A 21,511-nucleotide genomic window follows, 5' to 3' on the forward strand; every position below is an offset into this window, starting at 1 on the left:
ACAAGCCGATAATATTAAAGTTATACAAAATAAAAAAATCGGAATATACTTTTTTATAACAATTCCCTCCTTAAGTGGTCGGCGGTGGAGTTTATGCGGAAAATGAGATGGGCGATGATGCAGATTGAGCGCAAACTTTAATATTGTTTTGTTTACCAGAGATTTTATAGATCTTGATTATGCAGTTGATTCTTTAAAAGGGTTAGGTATGACTATAGCGTTTCAGAATTTGTTCTGTCTGATGAAATTTATAAGAATCTCATATTAGCAGCAATGGGCGTGGAGATTGTTATAGAGTATGAAAGCTCATTTGTGAAGATGATTAACAAGAGCCACAATATTGTAAGGTGGATCGTTTCTACTCCAGATATGGTCCGCGTACTTAACAAATCTCATTATAGAGAGAGTGCCCCTGGAGTATGGGATAAGTAGGTTAAAATGGGTGCTTCCCACCGCCTCACACTAGACTGAACAACTCCTGTATAGGCTGCAGCTGAAATAATGGCATTTTCTACTTCTAATTTCGGCCTCTAGTCCGTATCTAGCTGATTAATGGCATTTCCTACCTCTAATTCAGTTATGTTCTTCAAAATAGGGTGTTTGCGCCAAATTAGAGGCAGATTTTGCCTTTATTTGCGTGAGTGCGGGGTAAGGAGAGAATTAGAGGCAGTTTTTGCCCCTATTTGCCCCTATTTGGTATTGCCATTGCAGCGAGGGACACTGCGCCACGGTTTCTATGCAGATGTGGTTACTCTGGACCAGCTATTTTTCCTCAATCGACATTTCGCTCTGCGTCATATGATAGCCGTCTTCATCGTGAGTAATAATTTTGATCCAGCTACTCTCTGAATCAATAACCCATACGGTGTTCTGGTCGATTTGAACGGTAGAAAATTGCCGGCTTACCGGCTGGAGTGGAATACCGCTGACATTAACGGATTGCGTTTGGTTAAGTGCCTCTGTTACAGAGCCTACTGCCCATATCGTCAGGATGGTAACCCAAACCATTATAATTATATAATTATTATTTTGTTTCAGATCGAACACTCCCCTTTCCGAACCTGAATTTGGAAAATAACGCTAACTCACCGAGTATACCATACGAACTATGGAACTGAACGGCTGTAACTAAAGTATACGGACGAAGTTTTTCTGCACTTGTCAGCCTAACAACTGTTAGGTAGAATGATCTTATCTAACAGCTGTTAGACAAAAGTAGGGAGGTGTTTATCAAAATGATTAATCAGGAGCCGAGCACCAAGGAGCGGATTTTGGCGGCGGCGCTGGACATGTTCAGTGTGGACGGGTATTGGACCGTATCGATCCGGGATATCGGGAAGGCGGTTGGTATTAAGGAAAGCTCGATTTATTACCATTTCAAAAATAAGGAGGAGATTCTGCATACCCTGCTGCAGCAGGCGGAGCAGGTGACTCATCAGCGGAAGCAGGGCTTCAGCGAAGCATTGTCGCAAGTAACGGAAATTAAGCGGGAGCTGTTCGTGGCAGCGGGAGTTGCCTATCTGGAGCATTATTTGCTAGAGGAGCGGATGTACAAGCTGATTCTGATGCTGACGCTGGAAAGACAAAGGAATCAGGAGGCTGCCGCCATCTACCACAGGCTGCTGTTTGCAGCGCCGCAGGAGCACCAGGTCCGGGTCTTCACGGTGATGATCGAGCAGCGGCTGATCGCTCCGGCCGATCCCGAGGTTCTTGCAGCAGCGTATCAGGCGCTGATCCTGTATGTGTTTCATAAGTATTTTGGCAGCGGGGTGAATGGCCTAACGGAGGCTGTAAGGACGGAAGCCAGAGCGGAGTTGTCCGCATTGCTCAATCATTACTATGACAAGATGAGCCTGCAGGGGGAGAATGGACGATGAAGGTGTACAAGAGTAAAGCAGCCGGGCAAAAGATTCGTGATACCTATGACCGCTTGCTTGCGGAATGGGGGATTGGCACGGAGGAGCGGGATATCCCGACGCGTTACGGCAGCACGCATGTCCATGTGTTCGGCGCCCCGGATGCCGCGCCGGTTGTGCTGTTCCACGGGGTCGGCGATGACTCCGCCTTGATGTGGCTGTATAATGCTGCAGCGCTGGCACCGCACTTCCGGCTGTATGCCGTCGATACGCTGGGCGGTCCCGGCAAGAGTGTTCCGGGCAGCGGGTATAACGGGCAATTCGACCAGGCCATCTGGATCGACGAGGTGCTGGATGGTCTGGGGCTGGACCGGGTGTTCGCTGCAGGAGTCTCGAACGGCGCCTATTTGGTGCAGCATTATGCGGCGGCCAGACCGGAGCGGGTCGTTAAAGCGGTGGCAATGGCTTCCAGCGTTCCGGCCGGATCAGGCCTGGTCCCGATGTCGAAGATGCTGCGGATTTTTTTGCCGGAGGCCTTGTTTCCAACGAAACGCAATATCAGGAAGCTGCTGACCAAGTTATCCGGCGATAACAGCGCCGTGTTTACAGATAACCCTCTGATTCTAGAGCATTATACATACCTGCTGCGGGGCTTCAACAATATGGCCATGCGCTATCACAAAGTCACGGCGTTAACACCTTCTGAGATCGACAGTCTCCGCAGTAAGGTGCTGTTTCTAATTGGAGAAGATGATCCTTTTGCTGCGCTGGGCGGGATGGAGGCGCTTAAGGCCTACGGGATGAATTTCCGCTCTTTCCCCGGTGCCGGACACGGAATCAACCATGAGATTCCCGGAGAGATTAATGCCGCGATCATTCAATATTTTAAAGGTCAAAGCTGACTATGATTTCGTACTGTTGCGGTACGCCGACGGCGAGACGCCGGTCATTTTCTTGAAATATTTCGAGAAATGCGCCAGCTCCATGCCGACCTGCTCGGCGATGTCCGAGATGCTGAAGTCCGTGTAGGACAGCTGGCGTTTGGCGAACTCCATCCGTTTCAGCTGGACGTACTGCATCGGCGGCATGCCCATGTATTTCTTGAAATAGGGTATAAAATAGTTCGGATGCAGATGCACCAGCTCGGCGAGCTCTTCGACCTCCAACTGCCGGCTTAGCCGCTCGTCGATATAGTTAAGCACTCCGGCCAGCTTGGTCTGGTCGCCGCCGAGCAGCAGCTCGTCCATGAAATTGGAGTACCCGCCATCCTCCAGACACTGGGCCAGCAGGGTCAGCAGTGCCGCCTGGATTCGCAGCGTAGCATGAAAGCTGTTACTGGGAAAAAGCGAGATCATCTCCCGGAACACCGCCCGCGCGGCGGCGGGATCGGCGGCTTCGCAGATGTATAGCTTATGCGCGGAATGGAACAGGGGCCATTCGCCGATCCGGGCATCGAAATGGCAGTAGTACCGGGCATACGGGTTATCCGGCGAAGTCTCGGTAGTCTGCGTCGTTCCGGCGGGCATGATCATCAGCTGTCCGGGGCGCGGGTAATGAACCACTCCGTTGATGATTACTTTGCCTTCTCCGCCGTCGATAAAATACAGCCGGTTGAAGGCCGGCGTCTGATTGGTGCGGTTCCAGCCGGGATATTTGGTTGTTAAGGTGGCATGGGTTACATTGACGGTCAAGTTCTGCAGCAGGCGTTCGGCCAGATTGCCGGTCAAGCTCATAAGAGGGCTCCTTTTGCCGTTTTTATTTATTATAACGCTTACATTTATCAAAGACATCTTAATTTTAGACAAAAATACCTTAATTCCGGTCATGTTCAGCGCTTCCGTTTCGGGTTATTCTCTAGTCATCAACCCGCATTGGAGTGAACTGGAAAGATGGATAAGGTACGATATGGGATTATAGGCATCGGCAATATGGGCCGCGCCCACGCCGTCAGCCTGCTGGGCGAGGTGAAGGGTGCCGAACTGACGGCCGTCTGCGATGTGAACCCGCAGCAGCTGGAATGGGCGGCGGAGAAGCTGCCGGAGCATGTGCAGCGGTTCAGTACAGCGGAGGAAATGTTCGGCTCCGGCAGCATTGACGCCGTGTTCATCGCCACGCCGCATTATGACCACCCGCCGTTGGCCATTGAAGCGCTGCGCCGGGGATACCATACGCTGATCGAGAAGCCGGCCGGGGTATACACCAAAGCCGTCCAGGAGATGAACGAAGCAGCTGCCCGCTCGGACCGCAAATTCGGCATCATGTACAACCAGCGGACCAACCCGCTGTATCAGAAGCTGCGCGAGCTGATTCTGTCCGGCGAGCTCGGCGAGATCCGCCGCACCAACTGGATCATTACGAACTGGTACCGTTCGCAGAGCTATTATAATTCCGGCGGCTGGCGCGCCACCTGGGCCGGAGAAGGCGGCGGGGTGCTGCTGAACCAGGACCCGCATCAGCTTGATCTGTGGCAGTGGACCACCGGAATGATGCCGGTGCGCGTCCGCGCCTTCTGCCATTTCGGTAAATACCGGGAGATTGAAGTAGAAGACGATGTAACCGCATATGTCGAATATGCCAACGGGGCCACCGGGCTGTTCGTTACCACCACGGGCGAGGCGCCGGGAACGAACCGCTTTGAGATTACCGGTGACAACGGCAAAATCGTTGTCGAAGACGGCAAGCTGACCTTCTGGCGGCTGCGTACGCCTGAGCCGGTGTTCAACCGCGAGTATACCGGCGGCTTCGGTTCGCCGGAATGCTGGAAATGTGAAATTCCTGTAACAGGGAAGGAGGGTAACCATCGCGCGATTTTGCTTAATTTCACCAATGCGATCCTGCACGATGAGCCGCTGCTTGCGCCCGGCGAAGAGGGAATTCATGGCCTTACACTGTCGAACGCGATGTACCTGTCGGCCTGGACCGACAATTGGGTTGATCTGCCGATTGACGCCGATCTGTTCCACGAGCACTTGATGGAGAAGGTGAAGAACTCCACGTTCCGGAAGACGGATGCCGGCTCCAGAGCGCTGGATGTATCCGGCACGCACTGATAGACATTCAACCAACCTACTTGAGGAGTGAAAGAAGCATGCAACTGTCTACCATTGGCGCACAAATGTATACCCTGCGCGAATTCACCAGAACGCCCGAAGGCTTAAGAGAAAGCTTCCGCAAGCTGAAGGAGATCGGTTATCAAGCCGTCCAGATTTCCGGCATAGGCAAGATGGACCCGGCATTAGTTAAGGAATACGCCGATGAATACGGGCTGAATATCTGTGCCACACATGTCTCCTGGGACCGGCTGGTGAACGATCTGGAAGCGCTCGCCGCCGAACATAAGCTGTGGAACTGTCCCAATATCGGACTCGGGTCCTTGCCGCAGGAATACCGGGAGAACGCTGCGGGATACTGCAACTTCCTGGCTCAGGCCTCGCTAATCGCCAAAGTGCTCAAGGAACGGCACGGCCTGCAATTTATTTACCACAACCATGATTTTGAATTTGAACGGGTGGAAGGGGAATTGACTGCTCTGGAGCTGCTCCTGCAGGAATCCGATCCGGCCGTGTTCGGGTTTGAGCTCGATATGTACTGGGTGCAGGCCGGCGGCGGAAGCCCGCTGGCGTGGGCTGACAAGGTCAAGGGCCGGATGCCGGTCGTCCATTTGAAGGATATGGCCGTTGTCTCCGGCAAGCAGGTGTTCGCCGAGATCGGCGAAGGAAATATGGATTACCCGGCGATCATTGACGCCTGCCGCCAGACGGGCGTGGAGTGGTTTGTGGTGGAGCAGGATGTCTGCCGCCGCGATCCGTTCGAAAGCCTGGCCATCAGTTTGAATTATTTGAAGGGGCTGCTGTCATGAGCCGCAGCGACGGGATGATGTATGCGCCGGTCCATGAGGCGAAGCCGGTGGTGGAGGCCGGAGAATTCGTCTTCGCCGCCATGGCGCTGGACCACGGACATATCTACGGCATGTGCAACGGTCTGCGGGAAGCGGGGGCCAAGCTGAAGTGGGTGTACGATCCCGATCCGCAGAAGGTTGCAGCCTTCCTGAAGGCTTATCCCGGAGTGCGTGCCGCCCGCATTGCGGAGGAGCTTCTGGAGGATCGCGAAGTGCGGCTGGTGGCCGCCGCTGCCGTCCCCTCCGCCCGCGGTCCGCTCGGTCTGAAGGTAATGGCACACGGCAAAGATTATTTCACGGACAAGACTCCGTTTACATCGCTCGATCAGTTGGCCGTCGCCCGTGTTCAGGCCGCTCATACGGGCAGGAAGTACATGACCTATTTCAGCGAACGGCTGCATGTGGAGAGCGCGGTGTATGCCGGGCAGCTGATCCGGGAAGGTGTGATCGGCCGGGTGCTGCAGGTGATGGGCACCGGCCCGCACCGTCTGAATGCGGCCAGCCGGCCGGACTGGTTCTTCCGCCGGTCCGATTACGGCGGCATTCTGTGCGATATCGGCAGCCACCAGATTGAGCAGTTTCTCTTCTATGGCGGCTGCAGGGACGCCAAGGTGCTGCACAGCAAGGTGGCGAACTACCACCATCCGGAATATCCGGAGCTGGAGGACTTCGGCGACGCCACGTTGGCCGGTGACAACGGGGCCACGCAGTATTTCCGCGTGGACTGGTTCACTCCGGACGGGCTGGGCACCTGGGGCGACGGGCGGACGGTGATCCTGGGAACAGACGGTTATATCGAGCTGCGTAAATACACCGATCTTGCCCGTTCCAATACCGGGGATCATGTATATTGGGTCGACTCCCGGGGAGAGCATTACGCGCATGTCGCCGGCAAGGTGGGATATCCGTTCTTTGGTGAGCTGATTCTGGACTGCCTGAACCGTACGGAAATCGCGATGACCCAGGAGCATGTCTTCAAGGCGGCGGAGCTGTGCCTGAGCGCCCAATCCCAGGCGTTAAATATGACACCGGTAACCTTAAGAACCTAAGCTTATTCGGAAAAGAGATGAGAGCTTTGCAATCTAAACCATCCGGATTAGGGGCAGCGATTGTCGGGTGCGGGGCGATTGCCCCGCTGCATGCCGGGGCCATCCGGTCCCTGGAGGGAGTCCGGCTCGTTGCCGTTGCCGATACAAATTACAGCCGTGTGGAAACGGCGGCGCAGACTTACGGCTGCGAGGCTGTAACCGATTACCGCGAGTTGCTGGACCGGCAGGACATCGATGTGGTCCATCTGTGCACCCCGCATCATCTTCATGCCCCGATGGCTGTGAAGCTGCTGCAGGCGGGCAAGCATGTCCTGACCGAGAAGCCGGCCGCCACGGATTCGGCCTCAGCACGGCGCATGGTGCAAGCCGCCGCAGAGAGCGGCAGGCAGCTTGGCGTTGTGTTCCAGAACCGTTACAATGAAGCGTCGCTGAAGATTAAAGAAACGATTGACAACGGTTCGCTGGGCCGGCTGCTATGTCTGAAAGGGATCGTCACCTGGCACCGCAGCGAGAATTACTACCGGGACAGCGGCTGGCGGGGAAGCTGGGGAACGGAAGGCGGCGGAGTGCTCATCAACCAGGCGATTCATACGCTCGACCTGCTGCAATGGTTCGGCGGAGCCTATACGTCCGTGCGGGGCTCCGTATCGGCCGATGTACTGGACGGCGTCATCGAGGTAGACGACAGCGCCCATGCGTTTTTTGCATTTGTGAACGGGGCGCGGGGGATTTTCTATGGAACCAATGCCTATGGTGTCAATTCTCCGGTAGAGCTGGAAGCGGTGTTTGACCAGGGGACGCTGGTGCAGCGCCGGGATCACCTTTATCTCTGGCAGGACGGGCGGGAGACGCTGCTCTGTGAGCCGCCCGCCGGCATTGCCGGCGCCAAAACCTACTGGGGAACAGGGCACCTGCGGCTGATCGTGGACTTTTACAGCCATCTCCGGGAAGACCGGCCGTTCTGGATTGACGGCACAGAAGGCTTGAAGGCGCTGGAAGTGATCGAAGGACTGTATTATGACTCGGAAAGCAGGCATCTGGTCCGGCCGGAGAAGAGTATCCGGGGTTGAGCGCAAATTGACATTGTCTCCGTTTGGCCTTATCTTCTAATTGTGGCATGTGAGATGCGGCAAACCAACCAATAGAGAACTCACAGGGAGAGGGACAGGCGTTATGGAACAGGCAATGTTTGCGGGGGGCTGCTTCTGGTGTATGGTAACACCATTCGAAGAATTGCCCGGAATTCATGGAATCGTGTCCGGCTATGCCGGCGGGACGGTGGAGAATCCGACCTATGAGCAGGTCAAGACCGGAACCACCGGTCATTATGAGGTGGTGCAGATTACGTTCGATCCGGAAGTTTTCCCGTACGAGCGGCTTCTGGAGCTGTTCTGGCCGCAGATTGACCCGACAGATGACGGAGGGCAATTTCAGGACCGGGGATCACAGTACCGGACGGCGGTATTTTACTATAATGAGAGCCAGCGGGAAGCGGCGCTTGCCTCGAAGGAGCGCGTAGCGGCCAGCGGCCGGTTCGAAGGGCCCGTGGTGACTGAAATTTTACCGGCTCCGGTCTTTTACCGGGCGGAGGAGTACCATCAGGATTACCACAAGAAGAATCCGAAGCACTACAAGGAAGACCGGGCACAGTCCGGCCGCGACGAGTTTATAACAAAGCATTGGTAATTCAGCTGAGCAGACCGCAGCCGTATGATCCTCCGCAGGAGGATTATACGGCTGATTTATTTTTTGAAAAAAATCAGGTTCGACTTCATTCCATTAGGTTAAATCCAAAAATTCGACCTGATTCTGAAATATTGCACCTGCCTACCAGAACAAAGTTCCTTCCGCCTTCAAGCCGCTGGCCACCGTTCAAGCGCTCTGCCGGATCGTGGCTCCGATTCACGGTTCCGTTGCCCCCGGCGGAGCGAACGCCAATTATTATGCGAAATTCTGGCATGACCACTGTATAAACGGTCTCGCCTACGGCTTCCCGTACGACGATGTTAACGGTCAGGCAGCCTACCTGGAAGTCGGCAATCCGAAGGCCCTGATCATCCGCGTGGCCTGGTAAATTGGATAGCCTTAAAGCTGGGGCGGAATAAGGAACCTGCAGACTAAGGCTGCGGTTTCTTCTTTTTTAGTTGTTCCACATTCTTTCTACACATTTATTACTTAAACTTTGAACTATTCACCACAGATTTGTGTAGGAGGAATCAGATATGAACAAAATTTCTGCAGCAATGCTGTCACTTACTCTGCTGGCCGGTGTGCTGGCAGGCTGTACTTCCGGCAGCAACAACCAGGCTTCTACGGATCAAAACGGCGCTGGCGCTGAGGTCTTACTGCCTTGGATCGCCACTAAGAATACGACCCGGGTCAACACTTCCGATCCGGTGGAGGCTGCGGTGCTGGCGTCCCGCTCCCTGTGGACAGCCCAAACGGACAGCAACCGGCCGGCGAGTGTAATTCTGACGGGGATGGAGAGCTGGCAGATCGCCGCAGTCAGCGCCGACCTGATCCATCATCCCAGCAATGGCCCCATCCTGTTCTTCAGGGAGGAGGGACTGCCGGAAAGCACGATTGCCGAGCTGAAACGGCTTAAGCCTCTCGGTGCAGAGAGCAATGGCGGGGTGCAAGCCGTGCTCGTCGGTCCGGTGCCGGACGGCGTCGAAGCCGAGCTTGAGAAGCTGGATTTGAAGGTGGACGTCATTACAGGCGATGACCCGGCAGAGATTGCGCGGAACATTGACGCTTATTATGCAGCGGTATCGGGAGCGCTTCCGGACGGTGTTATTATCGGGTCGGTGGACAGTCCGGAATATACCCTGCCGGCAGTCAACTGGATTGCCCATATGCCGGAGCCGCTGCTGTATGTCGGCAAGGATGAGATTCCGGAGGCAACGGTGAAGGCGCTGCAGGAACGCGGCGGTGCCGCGAATATGTATGTGCTCGGGCCGGAAGCGGCGGTATCGGCCGAAGTAGCCCGGGAACTGGAAGCTTTCGGCCGGGTTACACGCATATCGGGGGATGATCCTTATGCGAATGCCATTGCTTTTGCCAAGTATAAGGACGAAATGACCGGGTTTGGCTGGGGGATTACTTCACCGGGCCACAATCTGTCGTTCGTGACGACGGAAGACCCGCTGTTGGCCACTGCCGTTGCCCCCTTCTCCCATCTGGGCAAGCATGCACCGCTGATCTATACGGAGAAGGACGGGTTGCCGGATTCGGTTATGAGCTATACGATGGAGCTGCAGCCGAAATATCAGGACTCACCGGCAGAGGGACCTTATAACCATGCCTGGATCACCGGCGGGACGGACGGAATTACCGAACATGCTCAAAGCGAGATTGACGACATGCTTGAAATCAGCCCTGCTTCAGGCGGAAATCCGCATTCGGGACATTAAACCTTCCGGCAGGTATAATAGTGCCAATAGAATTGAAAAAGGGTGAGCAGCTTGTCGAAACCTCTGGTGCTGATTGTTGATGATGAATGGAATATGCGCAACCTGCTGCGGATTTACCTGCTGCAGGAGGGCTGCTTGATCCGGGAGGCCCGGACGGGCAGTGAAGCACTCGGCCTGCTGGAGCAGCATGAATTCGACCTGGTCCTGCTGGATGTTATGATGCCGGATATGGATGGCTGGCAGGTGCTGCGGGCCATCCGGGCCGTGCGGCAAATCCCCGTGATGATGCTGACCGCCCGGACGGATACGAAGGATAAGGTTCATGGCCTGGACGCAGGGGCCGACGATTATTTGACCAAGCCGTTTGAACCGGAGGAGCTGGCGGCCAGAGTCCGCTCCCTGCTGCGCCGCGCGGCCGCCCCCCGTTCACTGCCAGTAGAGGATGCGCTGTCCTTCCCTTCCTTGCGGATTTATCCCTTGTCCAGAGAAGTGCAGATCCGGGAACAGACGGTTGATTTCACGCTCAAGGAGTTTGATCTTCTGCTGACGCTTGCCAGGGGACAAAGGGTATACACACGGGAAGAACTGGTGGGCCGGCTGTGGGGCGGCGACTATGAAGGGGACAACCGGGTCGTGGATACGCATATTAAGAACATCCGTGAGAAGCTGCAGCGGGCGGGGCTGGAGTATAATCCGGTCCAGACCGTATGGGGGCTCGGCTATAAATTCCAGATCACCGGGGGAGCAGATGAAGCATAACCGGATCGGATTCAAGCTGGGTCTGGCCATTCTCTCGGTCTTTCTCATTGTGCTGCTGTCGCTCGGGTTCGTCATAGAGCGGATGTTCAGCAGCTTCTATTACGGGGAGAAAGAGCAGGAGACCGAGGAGCTGGCACTGCATTTCACCGCGATGGCGGAAGCGGGCGACTCGTCCGCTGACCGGATGATGCTGTCCTTTGCTGAATTTTCCGAGGTCAGCATCTTTAATATTGCCCGTGACGGAAGCACCAAGCTGCACTCCGGCCTGCACGACGCCGCCGACCGCAGCTTTATCCGCCCTCAGGAAACAGCCGCTATATTTAACGGAGAACGGGTCAATTTTCTCTATACCGACCCGGACGGAGGACGCTATTTCGTATCGGGACAACCTATTGCCGGCCAGACTGGCATACAGTCCGCACTCTACGTCATGTCGTCCACAGCCAGTATGGAACAGTCGCTGGATGCGGTGCGGCGGATTCTGCTGCTCGCAGGAATTGGTGCATTTATGCTGGCGCTGGGCTTTACCTGGTTCATCGCACGGATTCTGTCGCGCCCGCTGGTGCAGATGCAGCACGCAACGCGCAAGATTGCCGCCGGTGAACTGGAGACCCGGCTGAGTCTCCGCAGAAGCGACGAGATCGGCTCCCTGGCCGGAGCGATCAATGATCTAGCCGCCGATCTTCAGCGGTACAGGGATACGCGCCAGGAGTTTCTGGCGAACATCTCGCATGAGCTGCGCACGCCAATCACCTACCTGCAAGGCTATGCCAAGGTTGTCCGCAGCGGATTGTATGAGAACGAAGACGAGAAGAATCTGTACCTGGAAATTATCGGGCAGGAAGCGCACCGGCTTCAACAGCTGGTGGACGATCTGTTTGAGCTGGCCAAGATGGAAGAAGGGAAGATTCCGCTGAAGCTGGATACGGTCGATTTCGCGCAGATCGCCGCTCAGGCGGTGCGCAAGCAGGAATTGGCGGTGAAGGCGAAGGGGCTGCAGCTGTTGGCCGACATTCCGGAGCAGGCGGTAATGCTGAGCGGAGACGGCAAAAGGCTGGAGCAGATTACGCTGAATCTGCTGGAGAACGCCGTCCGGTACACGGAACAAGGAGAAATCCGGGTCACCGTCCGGGAGGAAAATGAGCGTGTGCAATTCATCGTTATAGACACCGGCATCGGCATACCGGAGGAAGAGCTGCCGTATATCTTCGAACGCTTCTACCGGGTGGAGAAATCCCGTTCCCGCCAGTATGGCGGTACCGGACTCGGACTGTCCATCGTCCGGCAGCTGGTGGACCTGCATGGAGGGCAGATCGATATCACAAGCAAGCCGGGTGCAGGAACACGCTGTGAGGTTACATTTTACCGGAAGCTGCAATAGCAAGGCGGCGGGCTCAGGATGCGATTGGGGCCGGCCGCCTTTTTGTGTGCGGAGCATCGTTATTCTAACGTTGCTGGATGGGCATGAAGTTTGGCTTCAGCAAGCTAGCCACACGGATTCAGTATCAGTAAGCCGTGTTGTTGTTTTCGGTTACGTGCTTGACCCCGATCCATTTGTCGCCTACATCTGAGTAGAGGGTATTGGTCATGGTGACCGAGCTGGTGCTGCTGTCTGTGCGGAAGATGGCTTCACCCATGCCGGCGATGTCGCAGCTGTCGATGAAGACCTTAACGGTGAAGGTGGAGCCGCCCAATTGCCGGATGAATTTGCCGGCGTCGCGGCCGATGAAGTTGTATACGTTGAAGGTGCTGGCGGCGTTGATCTGGAACATTTTATCGCTGCCGTTGTAGGCTGCTCCGCCGTTGAGGGTGACGGTTCCGGACTCTTTGATGGTCAAAGCATCCTCGCCGATATCCGTCCAGACAATATTGGACAGATAGACATCGCCATAAGTATGAATGCCGTCAGCCGCCGGTGCGCCAAGCACGATATTCTTAAGTGTGGCTCCGTCTTCGAGCTTGAACACCGGCTTCTGGCCTTCGGCCTGGCTGCCGTCACCGAGTGATGAGCCGGCGATGAAGGTCCGGCCCTTGCCGTCATAGACCTCACCGGATTTGACTACAATGGTGGAGTTGACAGTGGTGGAGCTTGGGGAGACTTTGACCAGCGACCATTGCTGGTTGGGATTGTCCAGATCGGTCCATTGGCTGATGTTGGCGCCTGCCGCTGTAGAATGCGCGTATACTTCGGCTACCTTGCCGCTGTGCCGGTTCTTGAGCTGGACGTAACCGCCGCTGTCCTCCAGCTTCCAGTGCTGATTATAGCCGTTAATGTTCTGCCACTGTACGATGTTCCCGCCGTCGGCTGTGGAATATTGAAACACTTCCAGCGCCCGTCCGCTGTTGGCATTGATAATCTGGTAATAACCGCTGCCGATGCTCACAAACCGCCATAACTGGTTATCTCCGCCCAGATCGGTCCACTGCGAGACATTGGCTCCGTTCTCGTGGGCCCAATTGTACACTTCCAGGGCCTGCCCGCTGTTACGGTTAATGATTTTGTACAGTCCGTGGTCTGCCGCTGAAGCCGCATCGGCTTGCGGAATCTGTCCGAGCACCAGCACCAGAATAAACGCGGTCAATAGGGCAAAGCTTCTCCTCAGCATAAATGTAACACTCCTTTGGATGGATTTTATTAAAGCGCTTTCTAAACTTGCTTTCAAAATGGCGTTATGGTAGCTCCATGCCTCCTTAACCATGAATTACCATAATTATAGCAAGAAAAGCTTTAGATCAACATAAAAAGATTGACTGTTTCATGAACATGGATAAAAAAGGTTATATAAACAAATTTAACAATAATAAAAGAGCGACAATACACAAGTGTGATGTAATTACAGGGTGATTTCGAAATAGAGTGCTTGTCTCCGGCTGATCCGCCGAGGTTCTTGACCGTTGAACGCAGGATGACAACGTTATCCTGTTTGTAGGGGGAGTGCGCTTCATCTGTTTGCAAAGAGAATGACAGGAGTTCGAAATACCCGGGTCTGTAAAAGCACCTGAGTATGACGGACAGGTTCTGTTTTTATAGGAGTAAGGCTATCGTCAATCAGTCATTATCAGCAGCGCCAAGTAAAATAAAAAAACCGGAAACTGGATATTTCCATCCAATCCCGGCTTTTTATTTTAATAAAGTATGAAGCTTAGTGATTCATGTTGCTCATACTGTCCATGCCGCCGACAATTTCCGGATCGATCATGCCGAAGATCATGGCGATGTGCGCGACCACCAGAAAACCGCTGACCAGCACAAAATGCAGCTTCAGCCGTTCCTCCCCGCTCCGTTTGCGGCCGATGATGCCAAGCTCCAGCAAAGCCAGGGGCAGCAGGAAGAAGACTCCGCTCAAATAAAAGCCAACCGCCACCACATCCACCCAGGTATGCCATTCCCCGTTCACGGTAAGCGGAACAAAAGCGGTAGGGAACAGATACAGGAAAATACCGGTGAAATAAAGGCCGGCAAGAATACTGCAGATTTTGTTAAAAGCTCTGAGCGGGCCGTCCAGCTTGCGGGTAAACAGAAGGATGAATTCCGTTACGGTAATGGTCTCGGCAAATATAACCGGAATCGCCATAAACAGAATCAGGTTCCACGGCTGGTTGTCGGCAAGCAGAGACATGTAATGCGTCATGGTCATGAGGGGTTCCTCCAAATGGGAAAATAGCTTACAGATGGCAGATTAACAGAGAACTGTGTGGAAAGTATGGAGAAACCGGGGTATGATCGTATATAAAAAGTTGAGGGGAGCAACTATACGTGGCGGAATTATTACAAAGCATTTTGTTTGATTTGGACGGCACCTTAACCGATCCCAAGGAAGGCATCACACGCAGCGTGGAATATGCGCTGAACAAATTCGGGATTCAGGTGGAGCATCCGGATGTGCTGCTGCCGTATATCGGACCGCCGCTGTACGATTCGTTCGTGGAGCTGCAGGGCTTTCCGGGAGAACAGGCGCTGAGAGCCGTAGAATATTACCGTGAACGGTACAAGACCATTGGCCTATATGAGAACAGTGTCATTCCGGGAATTCCCCGGCTGCTGGAGGAACTGCTCGAAAGTGGCTACAGCCTGTATGTCGCCACCTCCAAGCCTACGGTATTTGCCGAAGAGATTCTCCGCCATTACGGTCTGGACCGTTATTTCAAGCATGTGGCAGGCAGCAATCTGGACGGAACGCGCTCTAAGAAATCCGAGGTTATCCGGTATGTGCTCGATGAAAATGGGATCAGGGCAGAGCAGGCGCTGATGATCGGCGACCGGAAGCATGATATCATCGGTGCAAAGGCCTGCGGAGTTGCCTCGGCAGGGGTCTTGTTCGGGTACGGGTCCGAAGAGGAGCTGGCCGGAGCAGGAGCGGATTATATCGCCCGCAGAGTTGCCGATATTGCCGGAATTATCCGCTCCATCGGCCAGGCGGTTTCCTTTGGCGGCGGGGTCTGAGCAAAGCTGCAGCTGGGCTGGCCGCTGTTCATCTGCCAGTGTGGCGGGCCGCCTATTTTTACAAGAGGTCTTGACTTTTGCAGAAGCTGTTCTGTAAGATGGGAACCAGCAACTCCATCACACAAGGCGAAGACCAAAGACAGGATATCCCTCGCGGACTGACCAGAGAGAGAAGTGAACGGTGAGAGCTTCTTGCAGAATCCGGCCGGATATTACCCCTTTGCAGCCGCAGCACTGAACTCAGCCAGCTGTTGGGCCGATTGTAAATGCTGCCGACTTATCCCCGATACCGGATACCAATGAGGCTCCGCACGCCTTGCACTCCCGTCAACAGCCGGGCCTGTAAGCGTAAGCGGAACAAATTAGGGTGGAACCACGAGCTGAACGCACTCGTCCCTTATGGGAGATTGCGTTTTTTTGCGTTCATTCTAATCCTTGGAGAATTGGAGGCTACAAACATGGAGATCAAAGTAATGCTGCCGGACGGAACAATCAGGGGGTATGCGCAAGGCACCACAATTCTGGAAATCGCCGGATCAATCGGTGCAAGTCTGAAGAAGCAGGCTGTAGCCGGCAAGGTGGATGGCAGGCTTGTGGATCTGGCAGAGCCGGTAACAGAAGACAGCCTGGTGGAAATTGTCGTTTCCGGGAGCGGGGAGGCTCTGCACATCCTGCGGCACAGCACAGCCCATTTGCTGGCCCAGGCCGTCAAACGGATTTACGGCAGCGCCAATGTGAAGCTGGGCATCGGTCCGGTCATCGGGGACGGATTCTATTATGACATGGATATATCCGAGCCGCTTTCCCAGGAGGCGCTTGGCGCCATTGAACAGGAGATGGCGGTAATCGCCGGAGAGAATCTGCACATTGTCCGCCGGGAGGTTAGCCGCAGTGAAGCGATGGAGTTATTCGGCGGCCTGAATGAGGGGCTGAAGCTGGAGCTGATCCAGGAGCTGCCCGAAGGTGAAGCCATCAGCGTGTATTCCCAGGGTGAATTCACAGACCTGTGCCGCGGGCCGCATCTGGCCTCGACGGGGCAGATCAAAGCCTTCAAGCTGCTGAGCGTAGCTGGCGCCTACTGGCGCGGAGATTCGGCGAAGCCGATGCTGCAGCGGATTTACGGCACGGCGTTCTGGAGCAAGCGCGAGCTGGACGAACATCTGCATATGCTAGAGGAAGCGAAGCTGCGCGACCACCGCAGGCTTGGCAAGGAGCTGGGACTCTTCATGTTCAGCGAGGAAGCGCCGGGGATGCCGTTCTATCTGCCCAAAGGAATGCTGATCCGGAATGAGCTGGAGCAGTTCGCACGCGGACTGCAGCAGGAACGCGATTACAGCGAGGTCCGCACGCCGCTGATGATGAATAACCGGCTGTGGGAAGGCTCCGGCCATTACGACCACTATAAGGACAATATGTACTTCACGGATGTGGACGACGCCAAGTTTGCCCTGAAGCCGATGAATTGCCCGGGCCACATGCTGGTATATAAGAACAGCCTGCACTCGTACCGCGAGCTGCCGATCCGCATCGCCGAGTTCGGGCAGGTGCACCGGCATGAATTCTCCGGGGCGCTGAACGGCATGATGCGGGTCAGAACGTTCTGCCAGGATGACGCCCATCTGTTCGTGCTGCCGGAGCAGATTGAAGAGGAGATCGGCCGGGTGATCGACCTGATCGACCATATTTACCGGGTATTCGGCTTCTCCTATAAGGTCGAGCTGTCCACGCGGCCGGAAGATTTCATGGGTGCACCGGAGCTGTGGGACCGGGCGGAAGCTTCGCTGCAGCAGGTGCTGGAGAACCGCGGTCTGGAATACCGCGTCAATGCGGGCGACGGCGCGTTCTATGGGCCGAAGATCGACTTTCATATCCAGGACGCACTGAAGCGGAGCTGGCAGTGCGGGACGATCCAGCTGGATTTCCAGATGCCGGAGAAATTTGATCTGACTTACGTCGGCGCAGACGGCGGCAAGCACCGGCCGGTAGTCATTCACCGTGCCGTATACGGCTCAATCGACCGGTTCATGGGCATCCTCACTGAGCATTTCAGCGGCGCCTTTCCGCTGTGGCTGGCACCGGTGCAGGTCAAGCTGCTGCCCGTATCGGAGAATGATGTGGATTATGCGGTGCAGGTCAAGCGGGAGCTGGAACAGTCCGGCATCCGGGTGGAGCTGGATGCGCGGGGCGAGAAGCTGGGGCTGAAGATCCGGGAGGCCCGGCTGGAGCGTGTGCCTTACCTGCTGGTGCTGGGGGAACAGGAGAAGAGCTCGGCCCTGGTGTCGGTCCGCAAGCGCGGCACCGAGAAGCAGACCTCCTGCAGCGTACAGGAGCTTGCGGTTCAGCTCCGGCAGGAAGCTTCGGATAGACAGTAACAGGAAAGACATCCGCTGGAAAGTAAGCCGCCAGAGATCAGGTCGCCAAAGATCTGGGCAACCCGTATAAACAGGCCGCCCCGTTTACAAAGACGGGGCGGTATTTTAATCTTTTACGGCAGACAGCCTGGAGGCTTGTCATTTATAATCTGATAGAAACTTTATCTGTACAACAACATTTGGGAGGCCAATCTGCGTGAGTGCTACTGTAATGAGTATATTTAACGGCCAAGCCATCCGGCTGGTACCCCTGGAAGCAGAGCATAAGGCCGGTCTTGCCGCACTGCTGAACGATCCCCGGATCTGGGAATTCACCTGGCGCAAGATTAACAGCTTGCCTGAAGCCGAGCAACTGGTTGACACTGCGCTGGCCAACCGGGCCAAAGGGACGGAGCTGCCATTTGTAATGTTGGAGCAGGCAACCGGACGGATTGCCGGAACCTCGCGGATCATGCACCTGGACAGGGCACACCGGAGCGCCGAGATCGGCTGCACCTGGATATCGCCGGAGTATTGGCGGACTGCCGTGAACACCGAGGCCAAGGCCATGCTGCTGCGCCACTGTTTCGAGGAGCTGGGCCTGGTGCGGGTGAGCTTCACCATCGTCGAACACAACATCAGATCGCAACGGGCGATTGAACGGATCGGTGCCGTCCGGGAGGGCGTGCTGCGCAAGCACCGGGTGACATCGGACGGTACGAGCGTGAATAATGTGGTTTACAGTATTCTCGATGAGGAGTGGCCTGCGGTGAAGGCCAATCTGGAATACTTATTGAAGGAGAAATATTCGCAGCAGTAATAGTATAACAGTAACTCAAATCACTCCCTCTATTTCTGCAAAGCCGGACTATTGGACTTCCTCCGCAGAATTAGAGGGAGATTCCCTCCGGCTCCCCGCAAAACCACATTTTTCCTACTGATTCAAATACAAAGCGACTTTTCTCTGCTTACCAAAAAGACCCATGCAAACCGCAGCAATCATTGCTATAATAGAAACATATATTCGCCTGCCCATACCTCGCACCAGGAGCTATGGGTTATGCTATTTTTCGAGGGTGAGGCCATGAAGAAAGTTATAGTACAGCTGCTTGAAGGCAAATATGGAAGCGTCCGCAGCAGCAGAAAGAAAGTAAAGCTGAAGGATCTGGAGAAAGATCTGGAGCAATCCTATCCCAGCCGCGCGGATTATGCTGCTGAAGGACTGGGAAGGTTTGAGGACGCGGTCGCATCGCTCGTTGCCGAAGGCTATTTAACACCGCTTGCCAAGAGAACCGCCTACAAGACTACCAGCGTGGATGCGATGTACTGGCTAACGGCGAATGCTTCTGCACTCCCGCTATGGAGTGAAGCCGAAATACTGCGGATGATGGATCAGAAGCTGCTGAACTTTCGTTATTTTGTGAACCATCCTGAAGCACAGACAGCAGAGAACTGGTTATACATAACACGGGTGTACGATTTCCTGCGGACGGTTGACCGGAGAGACTGGGTTACCCGGGAAGAACGTTCGCTGGAGCTGTTCGACCGGGAGAAGTGGCTGGCCGAACCGAAGGGTAAACAGTTTCTGAGCCGGTTAGGACTTTCTTTGGAATCGCTTAAGGCTGAACATATCAGGGAGCCGTTTATCTTTTTCCGGATGCCGGAGACTGCGGTTTATTCCATCCTAATTGTAGAGAATCTGTCAATCTACACATCGGCGCGGAGAATACTGCGCAGTGGCGGTGCGGTCTGCGGTTACCGTCCGGAGATGCTCATCTACGGGGAAGGGTGGAAGATTGTACGGAGCCTTGAGTATCTGGAAGAGCTGGAAGGCGTGCATTGGGGAGCGGAGAACCCGGCAATTATTTATGCAGGCGATATGGATAAGGCCGGCTTTGATATTTACGGAAATTTGAAGCTGAGCTATCCCGGACTTAATTTGCAGCTGGGGCTGCCTTTTTACGAACAAATGGTGAATTGTGCCAAGCGGACTTACCCCTATGATGACGATAAGCGGCAGCAATGTAATCCGCAGCATCTGGAAGCCGTGCTGGAAGAAGCCGCGGGTTATCCTGATTTGAAGGCTTTCATCGGAAGATTAGTGGAAGAAGACCGGCGGCTTCCCCAAGAGGTTCTTAACTACGAAGTGATGGCGAGGTTGGCGAAGACATGAACTGGGCGGATTTTGGAGAACGCAACAAACGGCTGAATCCCTTGTGGAGTCTCGGGGCAGGAATGAATCTCGGCGAGCTGCAGCCGTACAAGGAGATGATCGCGCTCAGTGTACTGCTGCAGGTCTATTATCTGGAGCTGGAGTCCAGCGACCGGCGGACCAAGGAGGATATCACCCTGCTGGCCTGGAACTCGCTTGAGCGCTTCCGGATTTCCGGGCTGGCGCGGCCGGAGACGGTGGAGCGGCTGGTGGACGGACTGCTGTGGAGCGGTAACGGCGGTGATTTTGAAAGCTATTATTATGATGATGAGCAGCGCCGGGTGACCTCGCATAAATATAAGTATTTTACGGTGGACGAGGATGCGACGCGCACCAGCTGGGAAGAGAGCGGCAGGACGGTGTACCGCCTGTCCGAAACCGCGATGGAGCTGATCTTCATGAGCCATGAGATTATCGAGGAGTTTCAGATCAGCATCAAGCTGCTGGAAATTCAGATGCACATCAAGCATGGCCGGGTCACCCGGGCGACGCAGGATGTGAACGAGCTGATCTCGCGCGTGCGCAAGATGACCCAGCACCAGCAGGAATACCGCAGCGCGCTGCGCCGCAATCCGAAGCATCTGTTCAGCGAATACGGTGTGCTGCGGCACCGGCGGCTGGAGGAGATCCGGCGGCAGTTCGACGAAGAGCGCAAGCATTTCGACAACATCCACCGTTCGCTGGCCCGGCTGGCCAACGACGAGAGGGATGTCATCGACTTTAATGAGCTGCGCCAGCTCTCCGAACGCGTCGAGCTTTCCCGCCGGGTGCATGATGAGCTGGCGGGTGTCGTGCTCGGTATCTTCGAGCTGGAAACGAATTTGCGGCTGAACTTTCCCGAACTGTTCTGGGGAGCCGCAGGTTATAACTTCCGGAATAATGTGTGGGAGGAATGGATCAAGGCCGAAGGTCTGCCTGAAGCGACCGGGCTTGAACTCGTGATCGGCGGACTGTTTGCGCCGACCCAGGAGTTTATTTACCCGCTGGCCTGGGCCTGGGAGGAGCAGGAAGCCGGATTCCTGGTGGAAGAATACAGCGACTATCCGGAGGATGAGGCCGTGCAGGAGCCTGAGCCCTACGTACCGAAATCGGTGCCGTGGGAGACGGTCACGGCGCTCTGGCTGCCGGTATTCCGCGAGCTTGAACGTTCCGGCAGCTTTACTTTCGCAGCGGCTTCATTCTCGGCAGAGGAACAGCGGCTGTGGGCTGAGACGCCGGATGCCGTCGATCTGTGGATTCAGTTCTTCCACACAGAGGTGCTTGTTCCGGAACTGAACGAAAGCCCGGGCAGCGGAACCGACGAGTGCGGCCAACTGCTGCTGCGTCTGCTTGCCGCTGATTCCGGGCTGGAAGCCTTGCGTGGCAAACGGCTGCGCACAACCGCTGATCCTGTATCCGGCAGCGTAAAATGGCCGGGCCTGGAGATCAGCCCTTATACCATGTTAATAGTAGAAAGTGAAATGAGGTAGCATCATGAGCTATTCAATAGAGCAAGTACAGCTGGCTTCACGGCTGTTCTTCGACCTGCT

19 protein-coding genes and 1 pseudogene are annotated in these 21,511 nt (G+C 55.1%); 16 read left to right on the forward strand and 4 right to left on the reverse strand.

Going from position 1 to position 21,511, the window contains the following annotated elements; all coding sequences use genetic code 11:
* Window positions 1-762: 762 nt before the first annotated feature.
* Window positions 763-1,047, reverse strand: coding sequence for a hypothetical protein (locus F1381_RS06450; protein ID WP_151734004.1), 285 nt, complete (start codon window positions 1,045-1,047; stop codon window positions 763-765).
* A 188-nt stretch (window positions 1,048-1,235) separates the two neighbouring features.
* On the opposite strand from F1381_RS06450, the gene F1381_RS06455 reads away from it, so the two are divergent.
* Both F1381_RS06455 and F1381_RS06460 read left to right on the forward strand, forming a co-directional pair.
* Window positions 1,236-1,877: a TetR/AcrR family transcriptional regulator gene (locus tag F1381_RS06455; protein WP_151734005.1), complete on the forward strand. Its 642-nt coding sequence runs from the start codon at window positions 1,236-1,238 to the stop codon at window positions 1,875-1,877.
* The gene (locus tag F1381_RS06460) at window positions 1,874-2,758 is read left to right on the forward strand and encodes an alpha/beta fold hydrolase (RefSeq protein WP_151734006.1); all 885 of its coding nucleotides are present in this window, start codon (window positions 1,874-1,876) and stop codon (window positions 2,756-2,758) included. Before F1381_RS06455 ends, F1381_RS06460 begins: the two co-directional genes overlap by 4 nt.
* Here the strand turns inward: F1381_RS06460 and F1381_RS06465 are convergent, their stop codons facing one another.
* Entirely contained in the window at window positions 2,759-3,589 is an 831-nt protein-coding gene (locus tag F1381_RS06465; protein ID WP_151734007.1) for a helix-turn-helix domain-containing protein, read from the reverse strand.
* 156 nt (window positions 3,590-3,745) lie between these two features.
* Here F1381_RS06465 and F1381_RS06470 point away from each other — a divergent pair, with 156 nt between their 5' ends.
* From F1381_RS06470 to F1381_RS06510, 9 genes and pseudogenes are all read left to right on the forward strand, one after another.
* Window positions 3,746-4,906: a Gfo/Idh/MocA family protein gene (locus F1381_RS06470; RefSeq protein ID WP_151734008.1), complete on the forward strand. Its 1,161-nt coding sequence runs from the start codon at window positions 3,746-3,748 to the stop codon at window positions 4,904-4,906.
* A 38-nt stretch (window positions 4,907-4,944) separates the two neighbouring features.
* Complete coding sequence (locus tag F1381_RS06475; RefSeq protein ID WP_151734009.1) at window positions 4,945-5,715, forward strand: sugar phosphate isomerase/epimerase family protein; 771 nt, start codon at window positions 4,945-4,947, stop codon at window positions 5,713-5,715.
* The gene (locus tag F1381_RS06480) at window positions 5,712-6,803 is read left to right on the forward strand and encodes a Gfo/Idh/MocA family protein (protein ID WP_151734010.1); all 1,092 of its coding nucleotides are present in this window, start codon (window positions 5,712-5,714) and stop codon (window positions 6,801-6,803) included. The genes F1381_RS06475 and F1381_RS06480 overlap by 4 nt, the downstream gene beginning before the upstream one ends.
* Window positions 6,804-6,829: 26 nt before the next feature.
* Window positions 6,830-7,873, forward strand: a complete 1,044-nt coding sequence (locus F1381_RS06485; protein WP_246187928.1) for a Gfo/Idh/MocA family protein — start codon at window positions 6,830-6,832, stop codon at window positions 7,871-7,873.
* Window positions 7,874-7,976: 103 nt separating this feature from the next.
* Window positions 7,977-8,489: a peptide-methionine (S)-S-oxide reductase MsrA gene (gene msrA / locus F1381_RS06490; protein WP_151734012.1), complete on the forward strand. Its 513-nt coding sequence runs from the start codon at window positions 7,977-7,979 to the stop codon at window positions 8,487-8,489.
* A 142-nt stretch (window positions 8,490-8,631) separates the two neighbouring features.
* Window positions 8,632-8,877 (forward strand): annotated as a pseudogene (locus F1381_RS06495) (beta-1,3-glucanase family protein); the annotation flags it as partial.
* Window positions 8,878-9,025: 148 nt separating this feature from the next.
* Complete coding sequence (locus tag F1381_RS06500) at window positions 9,026-10,216, forward strand: cell wall-binding repeat-containing protein (RefSeq protein ID WP_151734013.1); 1,191 nt, start codon at window positions 9,026-9,028, stop codon at window positions 10,214-10,216.
* 51 nt (window positions 10,217-10,267) lie between these two features.
* Complete coding sequence (locus F1381_RS06505; protein ID WP_187355221.1) at window positions 10,268-10,975, forward strand: response regulator transcription factor; 708 nt, start codon at window positions 10,268-10,270, stop codon at window positions 10,973-10,975.
* Entirely contained in the window at window positions 10,965-12,356 is a 1,392-nt protein-coding gene (locus F1381_RS06510; protein WP_151734014.1) for a sensor histidine kinase, read from the forward strand. Before F1381_RS06505 ends, F1381_RS06510 begins: the two co-directional genes overlap by 11 nt.
* A gap of 124 nt (window positions 12,357-12,480) precedes the next feature.
* On the opposite strand, the gene F1381_RS29060 is transcribed toward F1381_RS06510, so the two are convergent.
* A complete protein-coding gene (locus tag F1381_RS29060) occupies window positions 12,481-13,674 on the reverse strand; it encodes a pectate lyase (protein WP_343043391.1) in 1,194 nt (397 codons plus the stop codon).
* A 444-nt stretch (window positions 13,675-14,118) separates the two neighbouring features.
* On the reverse strand, window positions 14,119-14,613 hold the full coding sequence (locus F1381_RS06520; protein WP_151734016.1) for a DUF6803 family protein: 495 nt from the start codon (window positions 14,611-14,613) through the stop codon (window positions 14,119-14,121).
* A 119-nt stretch (window positions 14,614-14,732) separates the two neighbouring features.
* Here F1381_RS06520 and F1381_RS06525 point away from each other — a divergent pair, with 119 nt between their 5' ends.
* From F1381_RS06525 to F1381_RS06545, 5 genes are all read left to right on the forward strand, one after another.
* Window positions 14,733-15,419 (forward strand): HAD family hydrolase, encoded by a 687-nt coding sequence (locus F1381_RS06525; RefSeq protein WP_151734017.1) that lies wholly within the window; start codon window positions 14,733-14,735, stop codon window positions 15,417-15,419.
* 458 nt (window positions 15,420-15,877) lie between these two features.
* Complete coding sequence (gene thrS, locus F1381_RS06530; RefSeq protein ID WP_151734018.1) at window positions 15,878-17,791, forward strand: threonine--tRNA ligase; 1,914 nt, start codon at window positions 15,878-15,880, stop codon at window positions 17,789-17,791.
* Window positions 17,792-17,987: 196 nt separating this feature from the next.
* Window positions 17,988-18,590, forward strand: coding sequence for a GNAT family N-acetyltransferase (locus F1381_RS06535; protein WP_246187929.1), 603 nt, complete (start codon window positions 17,988-17,990; stop codon window positions 18,588-18,590).
* Between the two features lie 240 nt (window positions 18,591-18,830).
* Window positions 18,831-19,943, forward strand: coding sequence for a Wadjet anti-phage system protein JetD domain-containing protein (locus F1381_RS06540; protein WP_151734019.1), 1,113 nt, complete (start codon window positions 18,831-18,833; stop codon window positions 19,941-19,943).
* Entirely contained in the window at window positions 19,940-21,451 is a 1,512-nt protein-coding gene (locus F1381_RS06545) for a hypothetical protein (protein ID WP_151734020.1), read from the forward strand. Before F1381_RS06540 ends, F1381_RS06545 begins: the two co-directional genes overlap by 4 nt.
* The last annotated feature ends 60 nt before the right edge of the window (window positions 21,452-21,511 follow it).

The sequence above is a fragment of the Paenibacillus tengchongensis genome (assembly GCF_008973665.1).
In the GTDB taxonomy this organism is placed as follows: domain Bacteria; phylum Bacillota; class Bacilli; order Paenibacillales; family Paenibacillaceae; genus Paenibacillus_AQ; species Paenibacillus_AQ tengchongensis.